This is a genomic window from Croceibacter atlanticus HTCC2559, assembly GCF_000196315.1.
Taxonomy (GTDB): Bacteria; Bacteroidota; Bacteroidia; order Flavobacteriales; family Flavobacteriaceae; genus Croceibacter; species Croceibacter atlanticus.
Genome location: NC_014230.1, coordinates 1940999 through 1965202, shown reverse-complemented (window position 1 = coordinate 1965202; position 24204 = coordinate 1940999). Strand labels below are relative to the sequence as shown.

The following is a 24204-nucleotide window of genomic DNA, read 5'->3' as shown; positions in this document are numbered from 1 at the left end:
ATGAATATTACCAACGTTGTAGACGCACAAAAACAGTATTTTAAAACTGGAGCAACACTTCCTATTTCCTTCAGGTTAGCTGCATTAAAGAAGTTGCGCAAAGAAATAACTGCTCAAGAAAACGCCATCTGTGAAGCGTTACACTTAGATTTTAAAAAGCCATATTTTGAAGCAGTAATTACTGAAACCTCTATCATACTAAAAGAGCTAGATGAATTTATAAGTAATTTAAAATCTTGGAGTAAAACAGAAAAGGTAACATCTTCCCTACTTAACTTTCCGTCTTCAGCTTATATTTATAAAGAGCCATATGGCAACACATTAGTTATCTCACCTTGGAATTATCCTTTTCAACTAGCCATTGCGCCATTAATTGGTGCTGTTGCTGCAGGAAACACCGTTATCTTAAAGCCTAGCGAACTTACACTACATACTGCTAATATTCTTTCTAGTATTATAGCTAAAGTGTTTGATAAAGGGCACGTAACTGTTGTACAAGGCGATAAAGATGTATCACAAGAATTACTTTCTAAAGTTTGGGATTATGTATTTTTTACTGGTAGTGTTAGAGTAGGAACTATTGTTGCTAAAGCTTGTGCAGAGCATTTAACACCTGTCACTTTAGAGTTAGGTGGTAAAAATCCCTGCATAGTTCATGAAAGTGCTAAGATAGCAACGACAGCAAGGCGATTGGTTTGGGGTAAATTTATTAACGCAGGCCAAACCTGTATTGCTCCAGACTATATTTTAGTACATACAAGTATTAAAAAAGTATTAGTTACGGCACTTAAAAAAGAAATTGAAGCGTTTTATGGCAGTGATCCAGAGCAATCTCCAGATTTTGCTAGAATTAGCCACAAAGGAAACTTTGAGCGTCTTAGCAAGATGCTTAAAGACTCAAAACTAATTTGTGGTGGCACAACCAATGAAGAAGATTTATACATTAGTCCTACACTTTTAGATGAACCAGCATTGAACAGTAATGCTATGGAGACTGAAATTTTTGGTCCTATACTTCCTATTATATCTTATACTACAGAAGAAGATATACACAAGTATGTATCTCATTACCACAAACCCTTATCGTTTTATGTCTTTGCAGAACAAAAAGCTTTTGCTGATAAATTATTAAAAAAATATAGTTTTGGTGGTGGTGTTAAAAATGACAGCATTGTTCACTTTGTAAATAAAAATTTACCCTTTGGAGGCGTTGGTCAAAGTGGTATGGGAGCTTATCACGGCAAGCGTTCTTTTGAAACATTTTCTCACAAAAAATCTGTAGTTAAAAGAGGAACTTGGATAGACATCCCTTTAAAATACGCACCTTACAAGAATAAATTAAAATGGATTAAAAGTGTATTAAAATGGACATAAGTAAGTTAAAAGTCTACAATCTGAAACTTTATCTTACTACCTAAGGGCTTTTGAGCTAAGCAATTTAATCCATTTTCAGATACTTGCAATACTCTAGCATAACCACCAGTAGTTTGACAATCTCTCATTAGCACAATTAATTTTCCACTTGGTGTAAGCTGCACTGTTCCGGGTAAAACAGGTCCCGTTAAAATATCTGAAACAGAACATTGTATTGTTTCATCAAATTGATATGCCATTCTGTTACTTGCAGCACTTATAGTTAATTGATTAACTAACTTCGCTTTAACGCTATCTGTAAGCAAATCAAACTCTACACCTTTATAAACTTTTATAGTTGTTTTAGACAAATAAGATTCTTGAAACTTAACAGAAGATTGTTGTACAGTCTCTTGAGTTGTATAATCGTTATATTCTAACTCATCATTGTCACTTAACGTTGACAATTCACTAACAGGTTTATAAAAACTACGACTACCTAAAAACTCCTTGGTTTTGAAACCATCTTTAATAGCTAAGTAAGTTCTAAACCCCAATGTACATTTGCCAATTTTTAAGACATCATTCTTTTTTACTGAAATTACTTGATCTTGATTAAAACTCTTATCATTTACTTTAACGGTTGTTCTTGCTCCTGAAATTACAATTTGAGTTGGTGCGTTAAATAAAAAAGTAGCACCAGAAAAGGTTATTTCGATTACAGCATCTGTTGCTGTATTACCTAAAAGTAAGTTTGCAAATTGAGCAGAATATGTATCTAAAACACCACTTATTGGGACGCCTAAATGTGTAAAATTATAACGTCCTAAATCCTGAATAGAACTATAAATACCAGATGAAATAACACTTAGTTTAGCCAACTTTTTCTTTTTTAAGATTAAAATTATGCGTCTCAAAATCGTGTTTTATTTGATGATATTCATCTAAACTTACACTGTAAAACTGTAATTTATCACCGATAGAAAATGGAGAGTAATTTTGCCAATAATTCCCAAATATACTTATTGGGCAGTTCCCTATAATTTGCCAACCGCCAGGAGATTCTTGTGGATAAATTCCGGTTTGTTGTCCTGCAATACCTACTGAACCTTTTAACACGTTTTGCCTAGGAGAAGATTTTCTAGGGCAATATAAAGAGCTGTCTAAATTTAGTAAGTAAGGAAAGCCTGGTAAAAAACCTAAAAAGCAAATCAAATACTCAGTAGAAGAATGTCGCTTAATAATTTCCTTAATAGACAAATTTGTGTGTTCTGAAAGCTCTTCTAAATCTAGTCCAAAACTCTCATCATAACATACTGGCAACAAAATCTTATGTTGTTGTGAGGCACCACTAAGCTTAGCTTCACTTATTAGCTCTAAAAGCGTATTTTTAAGACTATAGAACTTATCTATAGTCGATACATAATTTATTAATAATGAGTTATATCCTAAATTTATATAAAGTATAGATTTAAAATATTTTTCATTGATAATTTGCCTACATCTAACAAGCTTTTTAAGCAGGTTTTCATCTGCAGGTTGTTCAAAAGTAAGTAATATTGAACGTTGAGAATACTGTTTTATAAGAATATTTTCAATGCCCATAAGGTTCAATTTTAATTGAATTTTCTATTAGAAATTTATGCAAATCATCAAGTAACTTAACTGAGTTTTCAGTATCACTATGCATACAAAGCGTTTCAATTGTAATTGGAATAAATGAATCTTTTGACACTTCTACTCTATTGTATTTTAAAATTTGCAATACATGACGCAACACCTCTTCTTTCAATTTTAAAACTGCACCATCTAATTTTCTTGATTTTAAAGTATAATCTGTATTATAAGATCTATCTGCGAAACCTTCTGTAATCATATCAATTTTTCCCTTAACTATTTTTGATATAATAGATTCTGGTGCAACAAAAATTGGAATTTCAGAGTTAAACTCTTGGACTGTTTCAATAATTAACTTTGCTATTGGCTCATCCACATTAGCATCATTGTAAAGTGCTCCGTGAGGTTTTATATGAGTTAATGGATAGTTGTGAAAACTAGCAATATCATTTAATGTATGGAGCTGATTTAGGAGAGAGTCTTTAAGGTCTTGCTTTGGCATGTCTTTAAGTGATACCCGACCAAAATTTTGATGATCTGGATAAGAAGGATGTGCTCCAATTTTAACCTGATGTTGCTTGGCCAAAACTACAGCAGAGTTCATAGTATCTATATTACCAAAATGACCTCCACATGCAATACTGCAAGACGTAATTAATGGCATAAGTTTATGATCATACAAACCACCTTCTCCCAAGTCACAATTAATATCTATTGTTTTCATAACACCTCAATAACTTTAAGTATAGACTTAACTCCCAAAACAACAGTTAATCCTACTATTAATACCCCTAAAATATTCTGTAAAGCATTATTTCTATAAGATCCCAATAAAGATTTATTATTTACCAACCATAATAAGAGAATGGCTACCAACGGAAGCACTATACCATTGGTTATTTGTGCAAACTTTATAATTTCGATAGGATTTATCTTTAATGACGAACAAAATATACCTGTAAGCAAAATAAACATCCAGACCAATCTAAACTTATAGGATGTTTGTGCTTTTTCCCAACCAAAACAACCTTTTGCTACGTAGGCTGCCGCAAGCGGTGCAGTAATTGCAGATGTTATACCTGCAGCAATTAAACCAATATTTACAACTAATGATGCAAAGCTTGAAAATAAAGGCGCTAGGCCTTCTGCTAAATCTGTCACTGCATTTACCTTTGTAAGCCCTGAAGATGCTGCGCAAATTAATATAGACATAGAAACCACGCCACCAACCAAGACGGCTACAATTAATTCTTTTCTAGCCCAAGAAAGCGATGTTGTGTCTTTCCATTTTTCTGAAACTAAAGAAGTGTGTAAAAAGATATTATAAGGTACTACAGTGGTGCCCAACAAAGCGACAACAGTTAAAATATTGTCTGAAGTTAAATTTGGCACTAAAAGCCCTTTTAAAACATCAATAAGATTAGGTCCTGTAATTACCATAGCGATAATAAATGAAATACTCATAATTACCACCAACGCAATTAAGGTGCGCTCCAACAGCTTATTGTTTCCGAAATAAAGCAATACAAAAGCTATGATACCTATAAGTAAAGCTCCTTTATTAAAGCTATCTGAAACTAAGGAAGGAAAAATACCTTGTAACCCTAGTGAAGCACCACTAATATTACCAGCCTCATAAGCTGCATTTCCTATTACTATTGCAGAAAAAATGAGGACTATAACAGGCCATTTTACATAAGGAGACTTGAGTTGATCTTTTATTACATCAGATAAACCACGTTGCGTAACTATCCCTAACCGTGTAGTCATACCTTGTAATATAATACACGTGAAAATTGCTATTAATAAAGCCCATAATAATGAAAATCCAAAATTAACACCAGCCAATGTACATACTGTAATTGTGCCAGGACCAATAAATGCAGCGGTTAATACAACTGAAGGACCTATGTTATCTAGGAATTTTTTCATTCCATTTTCGAAGTATTCAAAGCATATATAGCAAAGCTTCCTAACCAATGACCACCTTCGTAAGAATCTCCCACTAAGTTAGGGTACGAATGATTTACATGTTGATTAGCTAAAGCTCTTAAATGCCCAAATTTTTGTGGGTATTGCTTTGCTAAACCATACAAAACCCAAGCTCTACTAAAGTTTAAACCGTCTAAATGCACAAGTTTACCATCCTTACGGTCTGAAACCTCGCCAACAGCCAAAGTAAAATCCTTATTTAATAATTGCGGCATAAAGTCTTGCATCCAAAGCAAAAAAGCTTCTTTTGGCAGTACTCGCCTCATAACATCTATTTCCTCAAGACAAGGCGATAAAAAATCATAGCCGCTAGGCTCCCAAGTTATAGGACAAGAGTTATCATTTAAATAAAAATCTTTAGACCTTACTTTCAGGAGCTTTGCAAACTCTTCATTTTCGGTTGCTTTAGCATAATCCAATGCAAATGAAATACCAAAAGCCGAGTTTGTATGCTCACCAACTCTAATAGGGTAATTTAACTTTGGCAAAAACTCCTTATAGCGCTCAATAATTAAATTAGTAAGCGGTTTTAGATTTTCTTCTAACTCCTTTGCCATAGGAGATTCCCAAGTGTGTAATTCTTCAGAGAGCTTTAAAACCCAAGCCCAACCATATGTACGCTCATAAGATTTATTGTGTTCTTTTTTAAAATACTCTACCTCAGCTATAATATTCTCCTTAGATAAGTTACTCTGAAGCGTCTCTTTTATAGCTTCCGCTTTTTTTAAGTCTGGGAATTGTTTTAACAAAGATACCATAGACCAATGCGCATGTACAGATGAATGCCAATCAAAACAACCATAAAATGCTGGGTGAAGCTCATTAGGTTGCGCTATATCTGCTTTACTTGCCAAGGTTTGCCCTAATTTATTTGGATATTCTGTATTAACACAAGACAATGGTAAGTTAGCAAGATTGTTAGCTTGCTCCAACGTTAGCACTACAGGCTCATCCTCTAGAGTACCAGCAACATCATCTATAATAGAGGTTGTATCTGTTTCGGAAGTTGAATTATTTAAATCTGTAGTAGACTTCTTACAGCTAAAAATTACAAGTAATAATGCTAGTGAACAAAGATGCTTCATAGTTGTGTATAAATTACGTTCTAAAAATAAGAAATAATAGCTAGCCTAACCAACCTTCACGATCAAGACTTCTGTATTGTATGGCTTCTGAAATATGTGTACCTGTAACCTCGTCTGAAGCTTCTAGGTCTGCAATAGTTCTTGCAACTTTAAGAATACGATCGTACGCCCTTGCAGATAGGTTTAAACGCTCCATTGCAGATTTTAATAACTGCATCGAGGCTTCATCTAGTTTGCAATACTCTCTAATTTGACGTACTCCCATTTGCGCATTATAATGTATAGTATCTAGGTCTTTAAAACGCTCAGTTTGCACTTCTCTAGCTTTGGTTACACGTTTTCTTATTTCAACACTACTTTCTGCTTTTCTGGCATCTGTTAGTTTTTCAAAAGGCACAGGTGTAACTTCAATATGAATGTCTATTCTATCTAATAGTGGTCCGGAAATTTTACTTAAGTAACGCTGCATTTCTGCTGGAGAAGAACTTACCGGCGCATCTGGATCATTAAAATAACCGCCAGGACTAGGATTCATACTGGCAACCAACATAAAACTTGATGGGTAGGTTACTGTAAATTTAGCTCTCGAGATAGTAACCTCCCTATCTTCAAGAGGCTGCCTCATTACTTCTAAAACACTTCGTTTAAATTCTGGTAACTCATCTAAAAACAATACACCATTATGAGATAAAGAAATTTCTCCTGGTTGTGGGTACGCACCACCACCTACAAGAGCAACATCACTAATAGTATGATGTGGACTTCTAAATGGTCGCTCTGCCATTAAACCAGAATGCTCTCTCATTCTACCAGAAACACTATGAATTTTAGTTGTTTCCAAAGCTTCTTTTAAAGACATTGGCGGCAAGATAGATGGCAAACGTTTTGATAGCATGGTTTTTCCAGAACCTGGCGGACCTATAAGAATTATATTATGACCACCAGCAGCTGCAATTTCCATACAGCGTTTAATTGATTCTTGTCCCTTTACATCGGCAAAATCGAATTCTGGATGATCCAATATTTTGTAAAATTCTTTTCGCGTATCAATAATAGTCTGCTCAAGTTTAATGTCTCTATCAAAAAAGTCGATTACTTGAGATATGTTATCCACACCATACACTTTTAGGCCATCTACAATAGCAGCTTCTTTTGCGTTTTGACTAGGTAATATAAAACCTTCAAAGCCTTCTTCCCTAGCCTTAATAGCTATAGGTAATGCGCCTTTTATAGGTTGTAAAGAGCCATCTAACGAAAGCTCTCCCATTATAATATACTTTGCTATTTGTTCTGCTTTTATTTGAGACGATGCGATTAAGATTCCTAATGCTAAAGTTAGGTCGTACGCAGATCCTTCCTTTCGCATATCTGCAGGAGCCATATTTAAGGTGATCTTTTTACCTGGAAGTTTGTAGCCTACATTTTTTAATGCTGCTGCTATACGATAACTACTTTCTTGAATTGCTTTATCTGGAAGACCTACTAAATGATAACCAATGCCTTTGTCAACATTTACCTCTACAGTGATAGTTGTAGCCTCTACGCCAAAGACTGCACTACCAAATACTTTTATGAGCATGTGTGCTTGTTTTCTTTAAAAGTAGTGAAAATAAAAAAAGAATGCTCCGAGTGGCTATTGTAACGTGTTTATGTTGGTTAATACATCACGTATTATATACTCTAAAGTATATAAATCTTTACAGGTTAAGTGCGGTCAACAACTTGAGGCCTGTTAGAATTTGGAGCATTCTATTTTTTCTTAAAATTGGTACTTCAAAATTTAGTTGAAATTTACAGTAGCTATAAATACAGTAAGCTATGTTATTTCATTTAAAATACTTTTAGTTTTCAAAGAGGTGGATTTTGTTCAAAAGAGTGGAGTTAAATCCTAATTTGGGGCAAAATAAATTTCCTATTTCGAACATTGTTTAACCAATGTGCTTAGTTGGATTTATTCTCCACTCTATTTAAACTTCATCTATAAATAGACTCTAACAATTAATCTGATGTAAAAATACGAGGATATTGAGTGTTAAGAGTGATTTTACCCTTAACATAGTTATGGCTGAACCATACTATTTAATTTTTTAATTAAAATTTTAAAGAAAACCCTGTTCTTTAGCTTTTTGGATAAGAGAAACATCGTTTCTTGTGCTAATATCAAACAGTTTTCGTAAAGATTTCTTTCGCTTTTCTATTGCATTAATAGAAAGTGAAACATATTCTGGTAAGTCTTTTGTTTGAACACCTTTAGAAAGATGAAATAATATTTTTCTATCCAGCTCATCTATAACATTTCTATTTGTCATGTCATTTCTTATAAACTGCTTAACAGATTTACTATAATATGGAGGATCGTTATTTATTGTATCAAAAGCCTTTACCAACTCAGATGAGTTTACATCACTCTTTACTAAGAAGCCGTCTGGGTTCACATTTTTAAGAATACTATGAATACGGTAATTATCATTAAACATAGTTAAGAACACAAGCTTAGAAGACGGTGATAACCTGTTTGCTCGTAATCCTAAATCTTCGCCAGATAATATTCTGCCATCTTTAGATGGAGGCAGCTGTATATCTAAAAATATAATATCGTATGGTGTGCCGGTTGTAGAGTTTTGAATCTTCTCCATACCTTCATCACAATCTTGAGCAGATTCTATGATAAGTTCATAATCATCTGATGACATATCTTGGAGAGCATTCTTATAGCCCTCGATAATCATAGGATGATCATCTACAATAAGGAGTTTAAGCCGTTTTTTTGTCAAAATAATTGGTTTTAGGGACTGTAACCTCTATTAAAGTTCCTTTAGAAAGTTCTGAAGTGATTTTTATTGTTCCCTGCAAATCCTTAACTCTTGATGTCATATTTGACAAACCAATTCCTTGTGATTTTTTCTGAACATTAAAACCTACACCATCATCCTCAATAGTAACTTTAATGTGATTTTGATTGGCATTAAAGGTAAGCAAAACTTCGGTAGCATCTGCATATTTATTTATGTTCTGTATGGCTTCCTGTAGTATTCTGTAAATGTTAATTTTAACCTTACCATCTATCATATCCCAATCCAAATCGGTTTGAGTTTGTATAGCATAATTAAAGTTTCCGGCTTTTGATTGTATTTCCAAAAGCTCTTCAATTAAAGAAGTAAAAACCTGTTCCTCTTTTAACACCTTACTTTGTAGGTTATGAGAAATACTTCGTATCTCCTCTTCTATTTCCTTTAACCTATCTATATAGTTTTGCCTGTTATTAATTGCACTTTCATCATGCTTTGTATTTAAACTCCCTAAGCTTAAACGAGTACCAAATAAACTTCCTAAAACACCATCATGGAGTTCTTTAGAAATTCTCTGTTTTTCACGTTTTCTTCCTTCAGAAATTTTATTTTGCTGATCTATCATTAAATTATAAATCTGCTCATTTGCTAACTGTTGTTCACGTTCTAACTTAAGTTGATTGTTTTTAGATAATTGACTCTTTATAACGAATAGTAACCCAAAAACCACTAATGCAATTAATAAGCTTATAGTAATATTTCTAACTCGCTCGCTTAACGCATTGTTCTTATCTATATACTCATCTGTCTCATATCTAATTCTAGCAAATTTATTTTGCATTAAACGTTCTTGAGCTTGCAAACTGTCTGATAAAACTATGTACCTATTTGCATAAGCTCTAGCATTAAGCGTATCTAATTTAGACAACTTGAGTAAGGATGCTAGTATATCATCTGTATAGTTTGATTCTTCTGAAAGTTTTTTTGCTTCCTTGGCATAACTTAACGCCTTATCATAATTTCCTTCTCCCAAAAAGTAATCAGATAAATTTAACCTGCTTTCTATCATACCAGGATCAAACTTTATACTATCTCTTATTTGTTTTGCTTTGTAAAAAAGGTATGGGATCTCTGCATTATTACCGCTCTTAAAGTTAGAGAAGGCAATATTATCTAATAGCGCAGAGTAAAGAATCGTATTTTTATAGAATAAGCTATCAACTGTTAAGGCTTGATTAAATGATGTAATTGCATCATCATAACTACCCTTATTTTTATAAACAACACCAATATTATTAAGAGACACAGCCTTTAAAGTAGGATCACTTTCAAACCTATCTAATGTTTTTAAAGCTTTGCGGTGATAGTATAAGGCATCTTGATATTCTTCCAACTCATTATTAATGATACCAATATTGTTATAACAGCTATATAAATACTGTTGCTTTCCTAAAGGTTCAAATTTATTTATGGCTGTAATCGTTGTATTCTCACTACCTATGTAATCCCTTACATTAGTTTGAATGATTGCCATGTTAAGTAACATTTTAGCAGCATTATAATCATTCCCTAAATCTTCGAATATAGATTTGGCTTTAAAATAACGTTCGTAAGCTTCTTTGTTTTTGAGTTGTTTATCTCTATAATAAGTTGCAGCATCCCATAATAAAATTGCTAGCGTTGTGGAATCATTTATTTTTTCAGAAAGCTCAACCCCTTTATTGTTTACATTTAAAAAGTTGGAAGTATCACCTAATTTATAAAACTGATATGAAATTCTTTTGTAGTAATTATTTTTTAATGAATCTGAATTTATTTGTTCAGCAAATTTAAAAGCTTTTAACAGTATATTGTTTTTCTGTTGGTCAGTTAAATCTTGTCTTTTGTATTCATCAATATAAAATTTAAGGCTATCATTTACTGCTAAATTCTTTTCATGAAAATCAAATCCCTCAGAACAAGAGAGTAAAAAGAATAAAATTAGATATATGTAATATTTATATTTCATACAGAGTTCAAATATATCTAAAACCAATAAAAAAGCCTTTGAAAATTATTCAAAGGCTTTTTTATTTTTTTAAATGTAAAAACTATTATAGTCCTTCATCTTCTCTGTCTGCAGGTACTTGTACCTGATCTCCTACACCGTTGTCAACGTCTTGTGGTAATTCATCTGCTTCACAAGCTGCGAATGAGAATGCGAATACTGTAAGAGCGAAAGTGTAAATTAATTTTTTCATAATAATGATATTTGTTAGAGTTATATTGTATTAAATTGTAATCAAATTAACTAAATAAGATTCTTATTTTAAATCTTACACTACAAAAATATATACAAACTGTTACATACCAACATTTTAAACCCTATCATATGTATGGTTGAACCATACAATTGGTATGGCTATTTATTTGCTGGCTATCCAAGCTTCTACTTTTTGAGTTAGAATATCTAACGGTAATGCACCGTCTTTAAGTATAATATCATGAAACTCTTTAATATCAAAATTGCTTCCTAGCTTTTCCTCAGATAAGTTCCTTAATTCTAATATTTTATTCATTCCAACTTTGTAAGCGGTTGCTTGGCCAGGCATTACTATATGACGTTCAACCATTTTTATACAGTCGCTTTCTGCATTTGGTGTATTCTTTTTATAATACTCAATACCTTCTTCACGTGTCCATTTCTTAGCGTGTATACCCGTATCTACAACTAAACGGCAAGAGCGCCACAATTCCATGGCTAAACGACCAAAATCTGAATAAGGATCTTTATAATACCCTACTTCTTTGGGTATATATTCTGAATATAATGCCCAACCTTCTACATAAGCTGTGTAAAAACTATGCTTTCTAAAAGCTGGTATGTTTTCTAGTTCTTGAGATATTGCAATTTGCATGTGGTGACCAGGTATGCCTTCGTGGTATGCTAAAGCTTCCATTTGGTAGGTAGGCATAGCACTCATATCATAAAGGTTAACATAATAAGTGCCAGGTCTAGATCCATCTATTGCTGGCTGTTGGTAAAAGGCTTTACCTGCACTTTTTTCTCTAAATGGCTCCACTGCCTTTACTACGAGTTCTGCTTTTGGCTTTGTATTAAACAATTTATCTAAGGTACCTTTCATGGTATTGATGATTGCTGTAGCCTTATCTTTATAAGCTTGCTTATCTTCTACCGTATTTTTATAGTAAAACTTTTCATCTTCACGCATAAATTTAAAGAAGTCCTGCAATGTACCGTTAAAACCTACATCTTGCATAATTTGCTCCATTTCCTTGTGTATACGAGCAACTTCATTTAATCCAATCTCATGTATTTCATTTGCTGTGAGACTAGTAGTGGTAGTTCTTTTAAGTGCTAAATTATAAAATTGATCTCCTTTAGGGAATTTCCATACACCATTTTCAACTGTAGCTCTTTGTTGTTGGTCCTGCATTGTAGAAATTAAACCCTCAAAAGCTGGTCTTACTTGTTCTGTAAGTGCTTTTTCTGCTTTATTTAATAAGTCCTCTTTTTCATCCTTAGGTATTGAAAGTGTATTTACTTTGGTCGTAAAATCTTCCATTAACGCACTTACTTCGTTACTCTTTTCAAAAGGTCTTCCTTTAATTAGATTCTTACTATCTCCTATAACTTTCTCAAAAACAAACTTTGGAGGCATTATTCCATTAGTTTCACGAATGCTCAAATTTTCAGAAACGTCTGCATATACTTTTTCTAAACCTTTTAACCTAGAAATATAAGCCTCTGCATCTTCAACAGAGTTTATACTATGCATATTGATAAGGAATGCAGGAATTTCGGCATGCATACCGTGCATTTGATTAACAGGATAATTGTATAATCTAAACGCATAATCTTCAATAGTATGCTCTAAATCTTGTTTGTATAATGTGTAGCTAAGTGCAGTTTCCTTATTTAAAGCGTTTACATTTAGGCTGTCATTTAAATAAGCCAACCTGTTTTTTGCTCTCTCAAGTTCTTTTGCTTCTGCTTGGTTAGAAAAATCATCCCATTCTCCATAATTAGTTTTTACTCCTAATTGTGTTTGAAGCATAGGGCTAATTGAAACATCTTCTTTAAATGAGGCTTCAAAAAAATCATTTGCCTTTTTACTTTCTGTTGCTATTGTTTCTTCAGAAATAGGTTCTGAATTTTGTTTGCAAGAGAAAAGCGCAACGACTAGCGTTGCGCCTATTATATATTTATTCATAAATTAATTTAATATTGAAAACTCAATTGCACTATCTCCAAAAACAGAATGTGTTTGTGTCTTAAAGTCTGAAGCTTTTGCCTCAAAAATATTGTCTACGTAAGTCTGCGGATTTAAATCAATATAAGGGAACCACGTGCTCTGTACCTGTATTTGTAGTTTATGACCTTTCTTTATGGTATGGTGTACATCTTGTAGCTTTATAGTAACTGGAGTTTTTTGGTTTGGCACAAACGGTTCCGGTTGCTCAAAACTGTTTCTAAACCTACCTCTTAACACTTCACTTCTAACCATCATATGGTAATTACTCATTTTAAGGTGGTCTTGTGTTTCTTCTGTATCCTTAGCATCTGCAGGATAAACATCTATAACTTTTACAACCCAATCTGCAGCAGTACCTGTTGTTGCCACTTGTAGCTTAGCTAAAATATCTCCTGCAAGTGTCATATCTTCTGTCATTACTGGTGTTTCAAACACCAAGACATCTGGTCTTCGCGCTGCAAAGCGCTGATCATCTGTCATATATTTTCTAGGTGTAAATACCATTTTAATATCTTCAGAATATGGTACTGGCTTATTTACATCACTAATAAACTTAGTTTCCTGAGTTGCTTCTGGCAGGCTGTTCAACTTTTGTGAGCTGCCTAAATACATTGTTTTTTTAGTAGCATTTTCTGGAGGCCAAGAATCATAAGATTTCCATTCTTTAGTTCCAGAATCATATATTCTCGCTTCACTTAAATTTACGTCGCCTTTACCATCATTCTTAAGGAAGTGCTCAAAGAATGGTGTTTCTAAATCCTTTTGGTAGTAGTCTGAAATATTATCTCCAAAATATACATTACCTATTGCTTGGCGTTCTTTGTTACGCGCCCAATCACCATGACTCCAAGGTCCGAAAACCATTATGTTGAAGTTATCACTCTTAGCTTCAATATTTTTATAGGTTTCATAAGGACCATAAAGATCTTCTGCATCAAACAAACCACCTACTGTCATTACAGCTGGCTTAATATCTTTTAAGTGCTGTATGATACCACGAGATTTCCAGAACTCATCATAATTAGGATGTTCTTTTAACTGTGTCCAAAACTCATTATCTTCTTTATAGTACTCATCTAAATTACTTAATGGACCGTTATCTAAAAAGAACTGATATTGATCTTGGGTATCTAATTGTGGGAAATCATACCAAGACTCTGTAGTAGGTTCTGTCTGGTATCCGAATACAGCTGTTGCTCTCCAATAACTTAATAAATAAGCACCGTTATGATGAAAATCATCAAAAAAGAAATCACCTATACAGGCTTGAGGAGAAACCGCTTTTAAAGCTGGATGCGAGTCTAACAATGAATATGTAGCATAAAAGCCTGGATAAGAAATTCCCCAAGTTCCTACATTACCGTTATTATTGTCTACATTTTTAACTAACCAATCAATCGTATCATAGGTATCACTTGCTTCGTCTACTTGACCTTTTTTCTTATTAGGTATATAAGCACGCATATTATCATAATCTCCTTCACTCATCCAACGACCACGCACATCTTGGTATACAACTATGTAACCATCTTTCATCATATATTCGTTTGGTCCAATTTTAGATTTAAATTGGCCTTCACCATAAGGTCTTGAACTGTATGGAGTACGTTGCATAATCATTGGATACTTTTTAGAGGTATCCTTTGGAGAATAAATTGTGGTATGCAGTGTCACACCATCGCGCATAGGTATATCTACCTCTTGCTTGTTGTAATGTGCAGAAACATCATAAACTGGTTCTGCGCTATCTTGTGCGCAGCTAATTTGAAAGCACGCAAAGCATACTAAAATAAGGGTAACGTAATTTTGAATTTTCATTTGGATAATTTTATCTGCTAAAGATAGAAATTAGCATTACCCTAAACAATTAATGAAACGTTAACATATTAAAGTAGTTTTTAAGATTCCATCCACTTATCCAGCTGTCGTCTTAAGGAGTTTTTAATTCTTGTGGAAGATTTTCTTAAAGCTTGTCTAATTTTAGTTTTAGGTTCAGGTTGTAATTCATGTACGTAGTCTTCTGAAACTAATTTGTACATGCCATTAATAATTTGAAGCCTTTCATTAGGTTGTTGGTAATTCATAGTAAGAGGTAGTTGGTTAAACTACCAACGAAATTAGAACACATTACACAGGAGGATCTCAAATAAATGCCAAACATTAGTTAATGAAATGTTATTGTAGCATAATCTTCAATTATAACCTGAATTACAACTTAATTATATTGGGGTTTACCGATTAAGGTATTAACAAAAAAAAACGCTTCAAACTTAATTGAAGCGCTTTTCTCCTTTTCATAGCAATTTAATATCTTAAATTACCATTCTGCAATTTCCTTCTTTAATTCTTCTTTTGCTTTACCTGTCTTCTCTTGAAGACGTCCTAGCATCTCGTCGAATTTTCCGTCGGCAAAAGTGGTATCGTCATCGGTTACTTTACCATATTTTTGTTTAAAATCACCTTTTACTTGATTCCACTTACCTTCTAATTCAGTCTGATTCATAATTCAATTTTTGTGGTTCGTAATACTTCAAATTTAACGATGAAATTGACCTTTTCATCACAATGAATTCCTATTATTTCCTTAACAATATGTTATTTTTGCCAAATGAAATTTAAACAAATAGCTTTAATACTTTTAATATCAACAAGTTATTCTTGCAGTAGCTTAAAAGTAAGCAAGACACCTACCTATAAGGTTAATTATTTAGATGATTATATTTATCCTAAACAGGTGTTTATTGATGGTAATGAGATAGGTGGCCTGTCTGGAATAGATTATGATGGTAATGCGTATTATTTAATTTGTGACCAACCAAGCAAGCCAAGGTTTTATGAAGCAGATATTATATTAAAGGGCACTACAATAGATACTGTTGTTTTTTCTAAACAACATTTTATTAAAGCACCAAAAGCTATTAACTCTCAAACTTTAATGGATTTAGAATCTATAAGAAAAGTTGATAATGGATTTATAATTTCCAGTGAAGGCAGCATTACAAATAATAAAACGCCAATGGTCTTTTACACAGATAGTACTGGTGCGTTTATAAAATCTGCTTCAATACCAGAATACTTTACTTCTAAAGGTCCTCAAAAACCTAGAAACAATGGAGTATTTGAAGGGTTAACTAAAGCACATCTCGGTAAAGGATTTTGGGTAGCCACAGAGCTTCCTTTAGAATTGGATGGCCCAGAACCTAAAGTTTTTAATACAACCTCTTTAATAAGGTTTACTTTATTTAATGATAATGGTATTGCCATTAAACAATTGCCATATAAATTAGAACGCCTTCAGAAATTACCTTTATTACCATTTGGAGTAAATGGATTAACAGATATGCTACAAATATCTGAAAACCAATTTTTGGTATTGGAACGAAGCTACTCTGCTGGCTATGGCACAAACGGTAATGTGGTACAATTAATATTAGCTACTAATAATAATGCGACTAATACATTAAGCGATACTATCTTAGAAAAGAATGAACTTACTTATCTTGAAAAAGAATTTCTCTTCAATTTTAAATCTGTAAAAAAACAACTGACTAAGAAAAGTATAGATAATATTGAAGGTATTACGTTTGGTCCTAAATTGCCGAACGGAAATTTATCGTTAATTTTAGTGTCAGACAATAATTTTAATAGCTTAGGAGAGCAACTTAATCAATTTATCTTACTAGAGCTTATACCCCAATAATTATGAAATATTTACTTATACTTTTATTAGCAGTTGCTTGCAAGGGACAATCCCATCAATCTGATGATACGGTGTACTACTTTATAAGACACGCAGAAAAAGACAGAAGCAACAGTAATAATAGTAATCCACATTTAAATGCAATGGGTAAAGAGCGTGCACAAGAATGGAAAACTAGATTAGGAGACAAAGGCATTAATGCCATATATATTACAGATTTTAATAGAACTAGGGAAACTGCAGCACCTTTGGCCACTTATTTAAATTTAGAACCGAAAATTTATAGTGCAACAGATTTATATTCTAAAAGTTTTAAAGCTGAAACTAAAGGACAAACAGTTTTAATAGTTGGTCATAGTAATACAACGCCAGCATTTGTAAATTCAATTTTAAACGATACTACTTATAAAGAGTTAAATGACTCTAATAATGGCGCCTTATTTAAGGTCACATTTATTGATGGAAAACCACAAGTAAGCCTACAACAATTTGAAGACGGATTTTAATTTTTCAACAAAAGTTAAAGTTTAAATAAATGTATGATTTTCTGTAATTTTTCGGACTCTTTTTCGTCTAATTATGTAGAGAACCAATAAATTATATTTTACGTAAGTATTGTTAATCAACCAGTTCAATTAAAAAAATTACTCTAAAGAATATTTAGAAGCTTTGAAAAAGAAAATTAGTTGGTGTTAATATTTTGGCATCATAATTGAATTAATAATTTTGGTTGGTTAGTTAGAAAAACCTCGAATCGCTTTATAGCATTCGGGGTTTTTCGTTTTTAATAGTTTTTTTGCCCTTTAAACACTTCTACTCTAACACAATATCACATATACAACTGGTAATTAGGTTTTTACATTTTTGGCACGCTGATTGTTTATAGATTAACAACTCAGTTAAACAATTTAATTGAGATGTAACATTAAAACCCTAAGCTATGAAAAACTTAATGACATTACTTGCGGTATTCTTTATAGGATATACAGCAAGTGCAGACACAGGGAAAGATAGGAGTACCACAACATTTAACTATTATAATGGTGAGAGCTTTATTTTCACAGAAGGTAATGTAGAGTTTTCTGTTTTTCCAGATGGACAATTCGACTTTAGATATATAGGCCCACAACAAGGTACACATGTTTCAATTGGTGGCCCAAACGTAAATATTAGTTTTAACGCTGGTTACGATTATGCTCCATATATACAACGTGACGATTATGGTGCTGTAATACAGATTGAAGATGTGCCAGTGTATTATGATTACTATGGTAGGATTATTAGAGCAGGAAATATTGTATTAGATTATAACAGATTTGGACTTGCACAGGTTGGTAACTTATATATTAATTATAACAATTACGGCCGTTATGTAGGCACAAGAGGTTTTATTAATGTATATAACAGACATTATGTTTATAGACCTTGGCACCAGTATTATGTAAGACCTGTATTTTCTAACTGTATTGTGTTTACAAGACCTTACAGAGCATATTACAATCCTGTAAGATATAGTTATGCTGTTCATTATAACTATTATAGAACAGGATGGTATAAGAAGCATTACAAGTCTAATTATTACAGACCAGGACAGAAAGTGCGTTCTTATAATAGAGGACAGCGTTTATCAAGACAACGTGATCTTGCACAAGTAAGAAACAGAAGCAATCAATCTTATGCAAGAACTAATACTAGAGTAAGCAGATCTAACCGTGAAGGTTTATCTAACCAAAACTCTAGAAGCAGAACCGATAGAACTATAATTTCTAGAACAGGAAATACGAGAAGTAATAATGCTGGACGTGCTACAACGAACACTAGAGGAAACTCTAATGCAACAAGAACTCGAAGCAATACAAGCTCAAGAGCTGTAGCACCAAGTACGAGAACAAACTCTAGAGTAAAAGCTACTACTAGAACTACAACACCTAGAGCTACTCGTACAAATACAACAAGGTCGAGAAATAACAGTGCTAGAGTAAAAAGTAATACGAGTAGAGCGTCTAAAGCTGTAAAGAGTAATAGAACATCTAGATCTTCAGCAAAAGCAAGAACTTCTACTAACTCTCGAGTTAAAGCTAGTTCTTCAAGAGAATCTTCAAACAACAGAGCCTCTTCAACAACAACTAGACGAAGAGGAAATTAAAATTTTTGGTTGGTTAGTTTGACAAGCCCTAAAGCAAATAGCTTCCCCAAGCGAATTGCTTTGGGGCTTTTCTTTTTATCCTATCGCTTTAAATAAGTATCTATAACTTGAGAAACATCATTAGAGAGTTTCAGCTTCCAAGAAAATCCAACAAATAACAATCCGAGTATTACAGATTTTAAAGCAATATTAAGTAGTGGTTGAAAATTGAAATCCCAAAAATAAAAACTAAGTGTAAATAGAGCTATGAGACCTAATGAGACCCATGTTCTTGATGAAAATGGATGCATCTTAAATTTTTTCCAAACCACAATTAGCTTTACTGTATTATAGGTAAAAAATGCAATAAACGTTGCATAACTAGCACCGTACACACCAAATTTTGGAATAAGTAAAATATTAAGTACTACAGCCATAACAGCACATAGCACTCCTATTGCTAAGACTAACCTATAATAATCTGAATTAAATAAAATACTGTTATTATTCCCAATAAGATTTTCATACAACTTAACAATGCCTATTAAAATTACAATTGAAAATCCAATATGGTAATCCTGTGGTATCATCTCATACAACTCTCCAACATTACAAATTATAAGTAAGAATATAAGTCCTCCAACTATTAGCAGTGTGTTCGAGCTACGTTGGTATAAATTCTTTAACCCTGCATAATCCTTATCATTTAATAATTGTGCCGTAAGAGGATATGTAATTTGATGCATTGCTCTACTTGGGACAGCTATTACAGATGCTATATAAATTGAGATACCATATATAGCAACATTTTCAATTGGCAAATAATACTCAATCATCACTTTATCTAAGTCTAACAACATCATAGCAACACTTCCTGCTATGAAAATTAGTGCCGAATATTTTATAACACGTGATGCATTATCCGGTAATTTAAATTGAAGTTTAGGCAAGTGCAACTTAAATGCAAATACCATCATCAATAACGTTCTTAATACATATACTGCCGTCATTATATATAAAAACAGCGGAATATCTATGACATTAATATAAAGTAACCCTAATAAGATCATAATGCAGGCTCTATGAAATACTTCTCGCATTATGTTCCCAAATGTGCTTTTTAAAAATACTTTACTCCAAGAAAAGAAGAGCTCGAAGTAAGCCATAGCAAAGGTTATTACAAAAATGAGCCAGGCATAAGGTTTTACCAATTCATTTTCTCCATTAAAATAAGACAGTACAAACGAATAGCCAAAATAACCTATTAAACCTAAGACTAAACCAACTAAGAGAGGCAATACCAAAACAAAACTAAATAGCTTCTCTTTTTCTTCCTGTTTAGAATACGAAGAGTAAAATTTAACCAATGTATTGTGAGTTCCTAAAGCCATTAATGGCCAGAACAACATACTCGCAGATAATATAAAAGATACCAAGCCATAATATTCTGGCGTCATGAAATTAGGATATAAAAACAGCACATTAATGGCACCCAACCCAAAACCTGCATAGGTACTCACTAAATTTTTAAAAGACTGTTTTAAAACAATACCCATTATGTGGTAACTTTTAAGATAACTTCTGAAAGTTGTTGCGTTAATTGTTTTCTAGAAAACTGCTCGATATTGGTAGAATTTATATGAAGCATCCCATTTTTGTAATCCTGAAATGCACTGAATATATAGTGTTTTAGAATGTCCTTTTCTTCATAATGAAAGACCTTACCAGAAGTTGTATCATTTATAATTTTAGAAACATCCCAATTTTTTGGACCTATAGCTAATATTGGTCGTTTAGCTAAAAGGTACTCAAATACCTTACCTGCAATTATACCTTTAGTCTCATCAGAATCTATTTCAATTAACAACAAAAGTTGGGCGCTCTTCATTTCTTTGAACGCACTTTCATGAGTAATATAACCTAGTAAGTTTATATGGTTTTTTAAATTATAGCTTTGTATGGTAGAAAGTAAATCCTCGCTAACTTTGCCTGCTAATTTAAGCTGAAATGCTTCTGAAAAATCTTTATGCTCTTCAATTAATTCCTGTAATGTCTGCCATAAAACCTGCGGATTTCTATCAGAAAGTAAAGAACCTATGTGCGCTAAAGTAAATTTAGCATCCAAAGCTACTTTTGTAATTAACTTAAAATCTGAAGCATTGTAACCATTTGTAATAACTGAAATTGGTTTTTCAGTTAGCGCTTCAAATTCTTTTTTTGTTGTAAAGCTAGTAGTTATAATATGATCTGCAGTGTTTAGGACTGAGGCTTCTAATACCAGATGTTTACGTTTTGCCCAAGGCATTAGCTTTAGCTTTTTATGATAACCAATTGTTGTCCAAGGATCTCGAAAATCTGCAAGCCAAGTAACATCCATATGTTCTTTAAGTTGCTTTCCTATAAGATGGAGACTGTGTGGAGGTCCTGTTGTTATAATAGCATTTACAGGATTGTTATTTAAGTATTCTTTTAAATAACATACCGAAGGCTTAACCCATGACTTTCGGGCATCTGGAATGAAGAAATTTCCTCGAACAAACAACAAAAACTTTTGTACTAAAGATTGTTTTTTCTCCTTAGGAATTAAGCCAGAGCTTATTGAAGCTGTATCTTTTTTAGAAAAAAAATTAGCAAATCTATAAGGTTCTGAAATGGGTTGTTTTAAAACCTCAACATCTGTTATTTTAGATTGTAATGTTTCATCTAGTATTGGATAACTAGGGTTGTCTGGAACATATACTATTGGTTGTATATTAAAATTTGGTAAGTAATTTACAAATTGTAACCAACGTTGTACGCCAGGACCACCAGCTGGCGGCCAATAATAAGCTATGATGAGAACTCGCTTCAATTACGTTTTATTTTTTTCCTTAAACTCGTAAAAAATACCGCCTAAGATTAATAACATTAAAAGAATAGAGCTTGCTAAAACTATAGTACTACCAGTTTTAATAACTTTAGGTTCAAACCTAAATACAATTTCATGAGTTCCAGAAGGTATTTCAAGACCTCTTAACGTATAATTGACTCTTAAAATATCGACTTCTTTTTCATCTATAAAAGCTTTCCAACCGTTTTCATAGTAGATCTCTGAAAAGACAGCAAATGCATCTTGAGAAGACTTACTCTCATAAATTAATTCGTTAGGTTGATAACTCTTTAAGTTTATAGTAGCCGTAGAATCTTTTTTAAATGTGTGCTGCTTTAGGTTTGAAGTAAATTCTGGAGTAATTAACGCTTTCTCTTTTGTGTTTAGGAAACTTAAATAAAGAATTACTTCATTATCAGTTCTTGTTTCTTGAATACTATCTACAAACCAAGCGTTTCCGTTAGCATAAGGATTTCGTTGTGCAAATAGGTTTCCTTCATTTTTAATAATATTATACTTAACATTAAGCATATTTAAAACCGCTTGATTGCCTTCATACACATGAAACTCAAACAAGTCTTGCATACGTTTTGGCTTTGCACCGTGATATCCACCAATTGAGTTATGAAAGAATGATGCTCTAGCTGAATTTAATGGGCTTCCGCTTAAATCTAAAACACGATAGTTTCCTTTATCTTTTAAAATTTCCTGGTCTGCACTGTTAGGTTGAAATGGCTGATCTATTAAATATTTAGACACAAAGTTATCATCATTAACGTAACGCTTATCTACACCAACTAAATCAAATAAGACTAAGATCACCAAACCTGCCACTACAAGCTTTTCATTTATTTTTTCCTTAATGTAACCAAAGATTAAAACAGCAACTAGCGCAATAAGTATTAGTGTTCTTAAAGTATCTTCAGATAAGAGTGTAGCACGATCTTCACGGATGGCCTTTACAAAATCGACACCCATTTGTTCTATAAACATAGTATCATAAGGGCTTTCGAAATTGAAAAGTGTGTTATTAAAGGCTAAAATTATTAGTGTTATTCCGCCAAGTATAATACTAGTCCATTTTAAAGCATTTAATTTTTCTTCTTTACGTACTACGTTATTAAATAGTTGAGTTAGTCCAAACACAGCTAAAATAGGTATACACAACCTTAAAATAACCTGAGTTGTAGATACAGCTCTAAACTTATCATACATTGGTACATAATCTATAAAGAAACGTGTGAGAAACTCTAGATTTTTTCCCCAACTTAAAAACAGAGATAATACAATACCTGCTACTACCCAATATTTTAATCTGCCTTTTACCATAAACAAGGCAAACACAAATAAAAATATAATAGTAGCTCCTATATATGCTGGTGCTCCAACAAAGGTTTGATCTCCCCAATACATTGGGACTTGTTGTACAAATTGATTAGCTTGTTGAGGTGAAGCTCCTAATTTAATAACTTCCTCAACTGTTTTAGAGTCCTCAGGAAGCGACTCTAAAGAAGAGCCACCCATAAATCTTGGAATAAATAAATTTAAGGTTTCTAAAATACCATAGCTGTATTCAGTAATATAATCAAAACTTAATCCATCTTGTTTTTCTGAAATCGAGCCATCTGTATTAACTGTAATAGCAGATTCTCCTCTTGTACTAAATGCTGTGTATTCTTTAGTTGCTAAAAGACTGGTAGCGTTTGTGGCTATACCAATAACCACAGCAATTATCATAATACCTATACATTTAAAAAAGTGCGGCAGTTGTTTTTTCTTAATAGCATCTATTAAATAAACTATACCAATAATCACTACTAATAACAATAGGTAATATGTCATTTGAAAATGGTTAGCCATTATTTCCAAACTCATACTAACAGCCAATAAGAGAAAGCCCCAAATATGACGTCCTTTAAATATGAGTAAAATTCCTGCTAGTACTAAAGGCATATATGCAATAGCATGAGCTTTTGCATTGTGGCCGGCACTTAATATATCTAACATATTGGTAGATAACCCAAATGCCAAAGATGCTATTATAGCTAACTTCCAGTCTACCTTTAAAATAATTAACAGTATGTAAATACCAATAAAAAACAAGAACATATAATCTGCTGGTCTAGGCAGAAAACGTAACGTTCTATCTAACATTTTGTTGAAACTATAAGGGTACTGCGCGCCTAATTGATAGGTAGGCATTCCACCAAAAGCTGCATTTGTCCAATAGGGTTCTTCACCAGTAGCATCTCTAAAATCTGTTTGCTCTTTAGACATCCCTTTATACTGAGCTATATCACTTTGATTAAGTTTTTTGCCCTCTAACAATGGACTGAAGTAAGCCATTGAGACTATTATAAAGCCTATTATTACAAGTATGTGAGGAATTAGTTTTTTAATGCTTGGATTCATGTGTTG

At 32.8% G+C, this 24204-nt stretch carries 20 protein-coding genes; 4 read left to right on the top strand and 16 right to left on the bottom strand.

Annotated elements, in window-relative coordinates:
• Positions 1-1374, top strand: a complete 1374-nt coding sequence (locus tag CA2559_RS08840; RefSeq protein ID WP_013187532.1) for an aldehyde dehydrogenase — start codon at positions 1-3, stop codon at positions 1372-1374.
• Positions 1375-1379: 5 nt separating this feature from the next.
• On the opposite strand, the gene CA2559_RS08835 is transcribed toward CA2559_RS08840, so the two are convergent.
• From CA2559_RS08835 to CA2559_RS08780, 13 genes are all read right to left on the bottom strand, one after another.
• Positions 1380-2270 (bottom strand): 5-oxoprolinase subunit C family protein, encoded by an 891-nt coding sequence (locus CA2559_RS08835; RefSeq protein ID WP_013187531.1) that lies wholly within the window; start codon positions 2268-2270, stop codon positions 1380-1382.
• Positions 2227-2958 (bottom strand): 5-oxoprolinase subunit PxpB, encoded by a 732-nt coding sequence (pxpB, locus tag CA2559_RS08830; RefSeq protein WP_013187530.1) that lies wholly within the window; start codon positions 2956-2958, stop codon positions 2227-2229. The genes CA2559_RS08835 and pxpB overlap by 44 nt, the downstream gene beginning before the upstream one ends.
• Complete coding sequence (locus tag CA2559_RS08825; RefSeq protein WP_013187529.1) at positions 2948-3694, bottom strand: LamB/YcsF family protein; 747 nt, start codon at positions 3692-3694, stop codon at positions 2948-2950. The genes pxpB and CA2559_RS08825 overlap by 11 nt, the downstream gene beginning before the upstream one ends.
• Positions 3691-4902: an Nramp family divalent metal transporter gene (locus CA2559_RS08820; protein ID WP_013187528.1), complete on the bottom strand. Its 1212-nt coding sequence runs from the start codon at positions 4900-4902 to the stop codon at positions 3691-3693. Before CA2559_RS08820 ends, CA2559_RS08825 begins: the two co-directional genes overlap by 4 nt.
• A complete protein-coding gene (locus CA2559_RS08815) occupies positions 4899-6047 on the bottom strand; it encodes a DUF2891 domain-containing protein (RefSeq protein WP_013187527.1) in 1149 nt (382 codons plus the stop codon). The genes CA2559_RS08820 and CA2559_RS08815 overlap by 4 nt, the downstream gene beginning before the upstream one ends.
• 40 nt (positions 6048-6087) lie before the next feature.
• Positions 6088-7626 carry a YifB family Mg chelatase-like AAA ATPase gene (locus CA2559_RS08810; RefSeq protein WP_013187526.1) on the bottom strand — a complete coding sequence of 513 codons (1539 nt, stop codon included), beginning with the start codon at positions 7624-7626 and terminating at the stop codon, positions 6088-6090.
• Positions 7627-8146: 520 nt separating this feature from the next.
• Positions 8147-8821 carry a response regulator gene (locus CA2559_RS08805; RefSeq protein ID WP_013187525.1) on the bottom strand — a complete coding sequence of 225 codons (675 nt, stop codon included), beginning with the start codon at positions 8819-8821 and terminating at the stop codon, positions 8147-8149.
• Positions 8802-10844 carry an ATP-binding protein gene (locus CA2559_RS08800; protein ID WP_013187524.1) on the bottom strand — a complete coding sequence of 681 codons (2043 nt, stop codon included), beginning with the start codon at positions 10842-10844 and terminating at the stop codon, positions 8802-8804. Before CA2559_RS08800 ends, CA2559_RS08805 begins: the two co-directional genes overlap by 20 nt.
• An 85-nt stretch (positions 10845-10929) precedes the next feature.
• Positions 10930-11076: a hypothetical protein gene (locus tag CA2559_RS13825; protein WP_013187523.1), complete on the bottom strand. Its 147-nt coding sequence runs from the start codon at positions 11074-11076 to the stop codon at positions 10930-10932.
• Positions 11077-11241: 165 nt separating this feature from the next.
• Positions 11242-13050 carry a DUF885 domain-containing protein gene (locus CA2559_RS08795; RefSeq protein WP_013187522.1) on the bottom strand — a complete coding sequence of 603 codons (1809 nt, stop codon included), beginning with the start codon at positions 13048-13050 and terminating at the stop codon, positions 11242-11244.
• A 3-nt stretch (positions 13051-13053) separates the two neighbouring features.
• Entirely contained in the window at positions 13054-14910 is a 1857-nt protein-coding gene (locus tag CA2559_RS08790; protein WP_013187521.1) for a CocE/NonD family hydrolase, read from the bottom strand.
• 80 nt (positions 14911-14990) lie between these two features.
• Complete coding sequence (locus CA2559_RS08785) at positions 14991-15176, bottom strand: hypothetical protein (RefSeq protein WP_013187520.1); 186 nt, start codon at positions 15174-15176, stop codon at positions 14991-14993.
• Between the two features lie 233 nt (positions 15177-15409).
• Positions 15410-15595 (bottom strand): CsbD family protein, encoded by a 186-nt coding sequence (locus tag CA2559_RS08780; RefSeq protein WP_013187519.1) that lies wholly within the window; start codon positions 15593-15595, stop codon positions 15410-15412.
• 105 nt (positions 15596-15700) lie between these two features.
• On the opposite strand from CA2559_RS08780, the gene CA2559_RS08775 reads away from it, so the two are divergent.
• The 3 genes from CA2559_RS08775 to CA2559_RS08765 all read left to right on the top strand — a co-directional run bounded on the left by CA2559_RS08775 (position 15701) and on the right by CA2559_RS08765 (position 18938).
• Positions 15701-16792, top strand: coding sequence for an esterase-like activity of phytase family protein (locus CA2559_RS08775; RefSeq protein ID WP_013187518.1), 1092 nt, complete (start codon positions 15701-15703; stop codon positions 16790-16792).
• 2 nt (positions 16793-16794) lie between these two features.
• Positions 16795-17298, top strand: coding sequence for a SixA phosphatase family protein (locus CA2559_RS08770; RefSeq protein ID WP_013187517.1), 504 nt, complete (start codon positions 16795-16797; stop codon positions 17296-17298).
• A gap of 434 nt (positions 17299-17732) precedes the next feature.
• The gene (locus CA2559_RS08765; RefSeq protein WP_013187516.1) at positions 17733-18938 is read left to right on the top strand and encodes a hypothetical protein; all 1206 of its coding nucleotides are present in this window, start codon (positions 17733-17735) and stop codon (positions 18936-18938) included.
• Positions 18939-19018: 80 nt separating this feature from the next.
• On the opposite strand, the gene CA2559_RS08760 is transcribed toward CA2559_RS08765, so the two are convergent.
• The 3 genes from CA2559_RS08760 to CA2559_RS08750 are packed head-to-tail and all read right to left on the bottom strand — an operon-like array spanning position 19019 to position 24198.
• Positions 19019-20473 (bottom strand): oligosaccharide flippase family protein, encoded by a 1455-nt coding sequence (locus tag CA2559_RS08760; RefSeq protein WP_013187515.1) that lies wholly within the window; start codon positions 20471-20473, stop codon positions 19019-19021.
• Positions 20473-21768 carry a glycosyltransferase family protein gene (locus CA2559_RS08755; RefSeq protein ID WP_013187514.1) on the bottom strand — a complete coding sequence of 432 codons (1296 nt, stop codon included), beginning with the start codon at positions 21766-21768 and terminating at the stop codon, positions 20473-20475. The genes CA2559_RS08760 and CA2559_RS08755 overlap by 1 nt, the downstream gene beginning before the upstream one ends.
• Positions 21769-24198 (bottom strand): YfhO family protein, encoded by a 2430-nt coding sequence (locus CA2559_RS08750; protein WP_013187513.1) that lies wholly within the window; start codon positions 24196-24198, stop codon positions 21769-21771.
• Positions 24199-24204 lie beyond the last annotated feature (6 nt).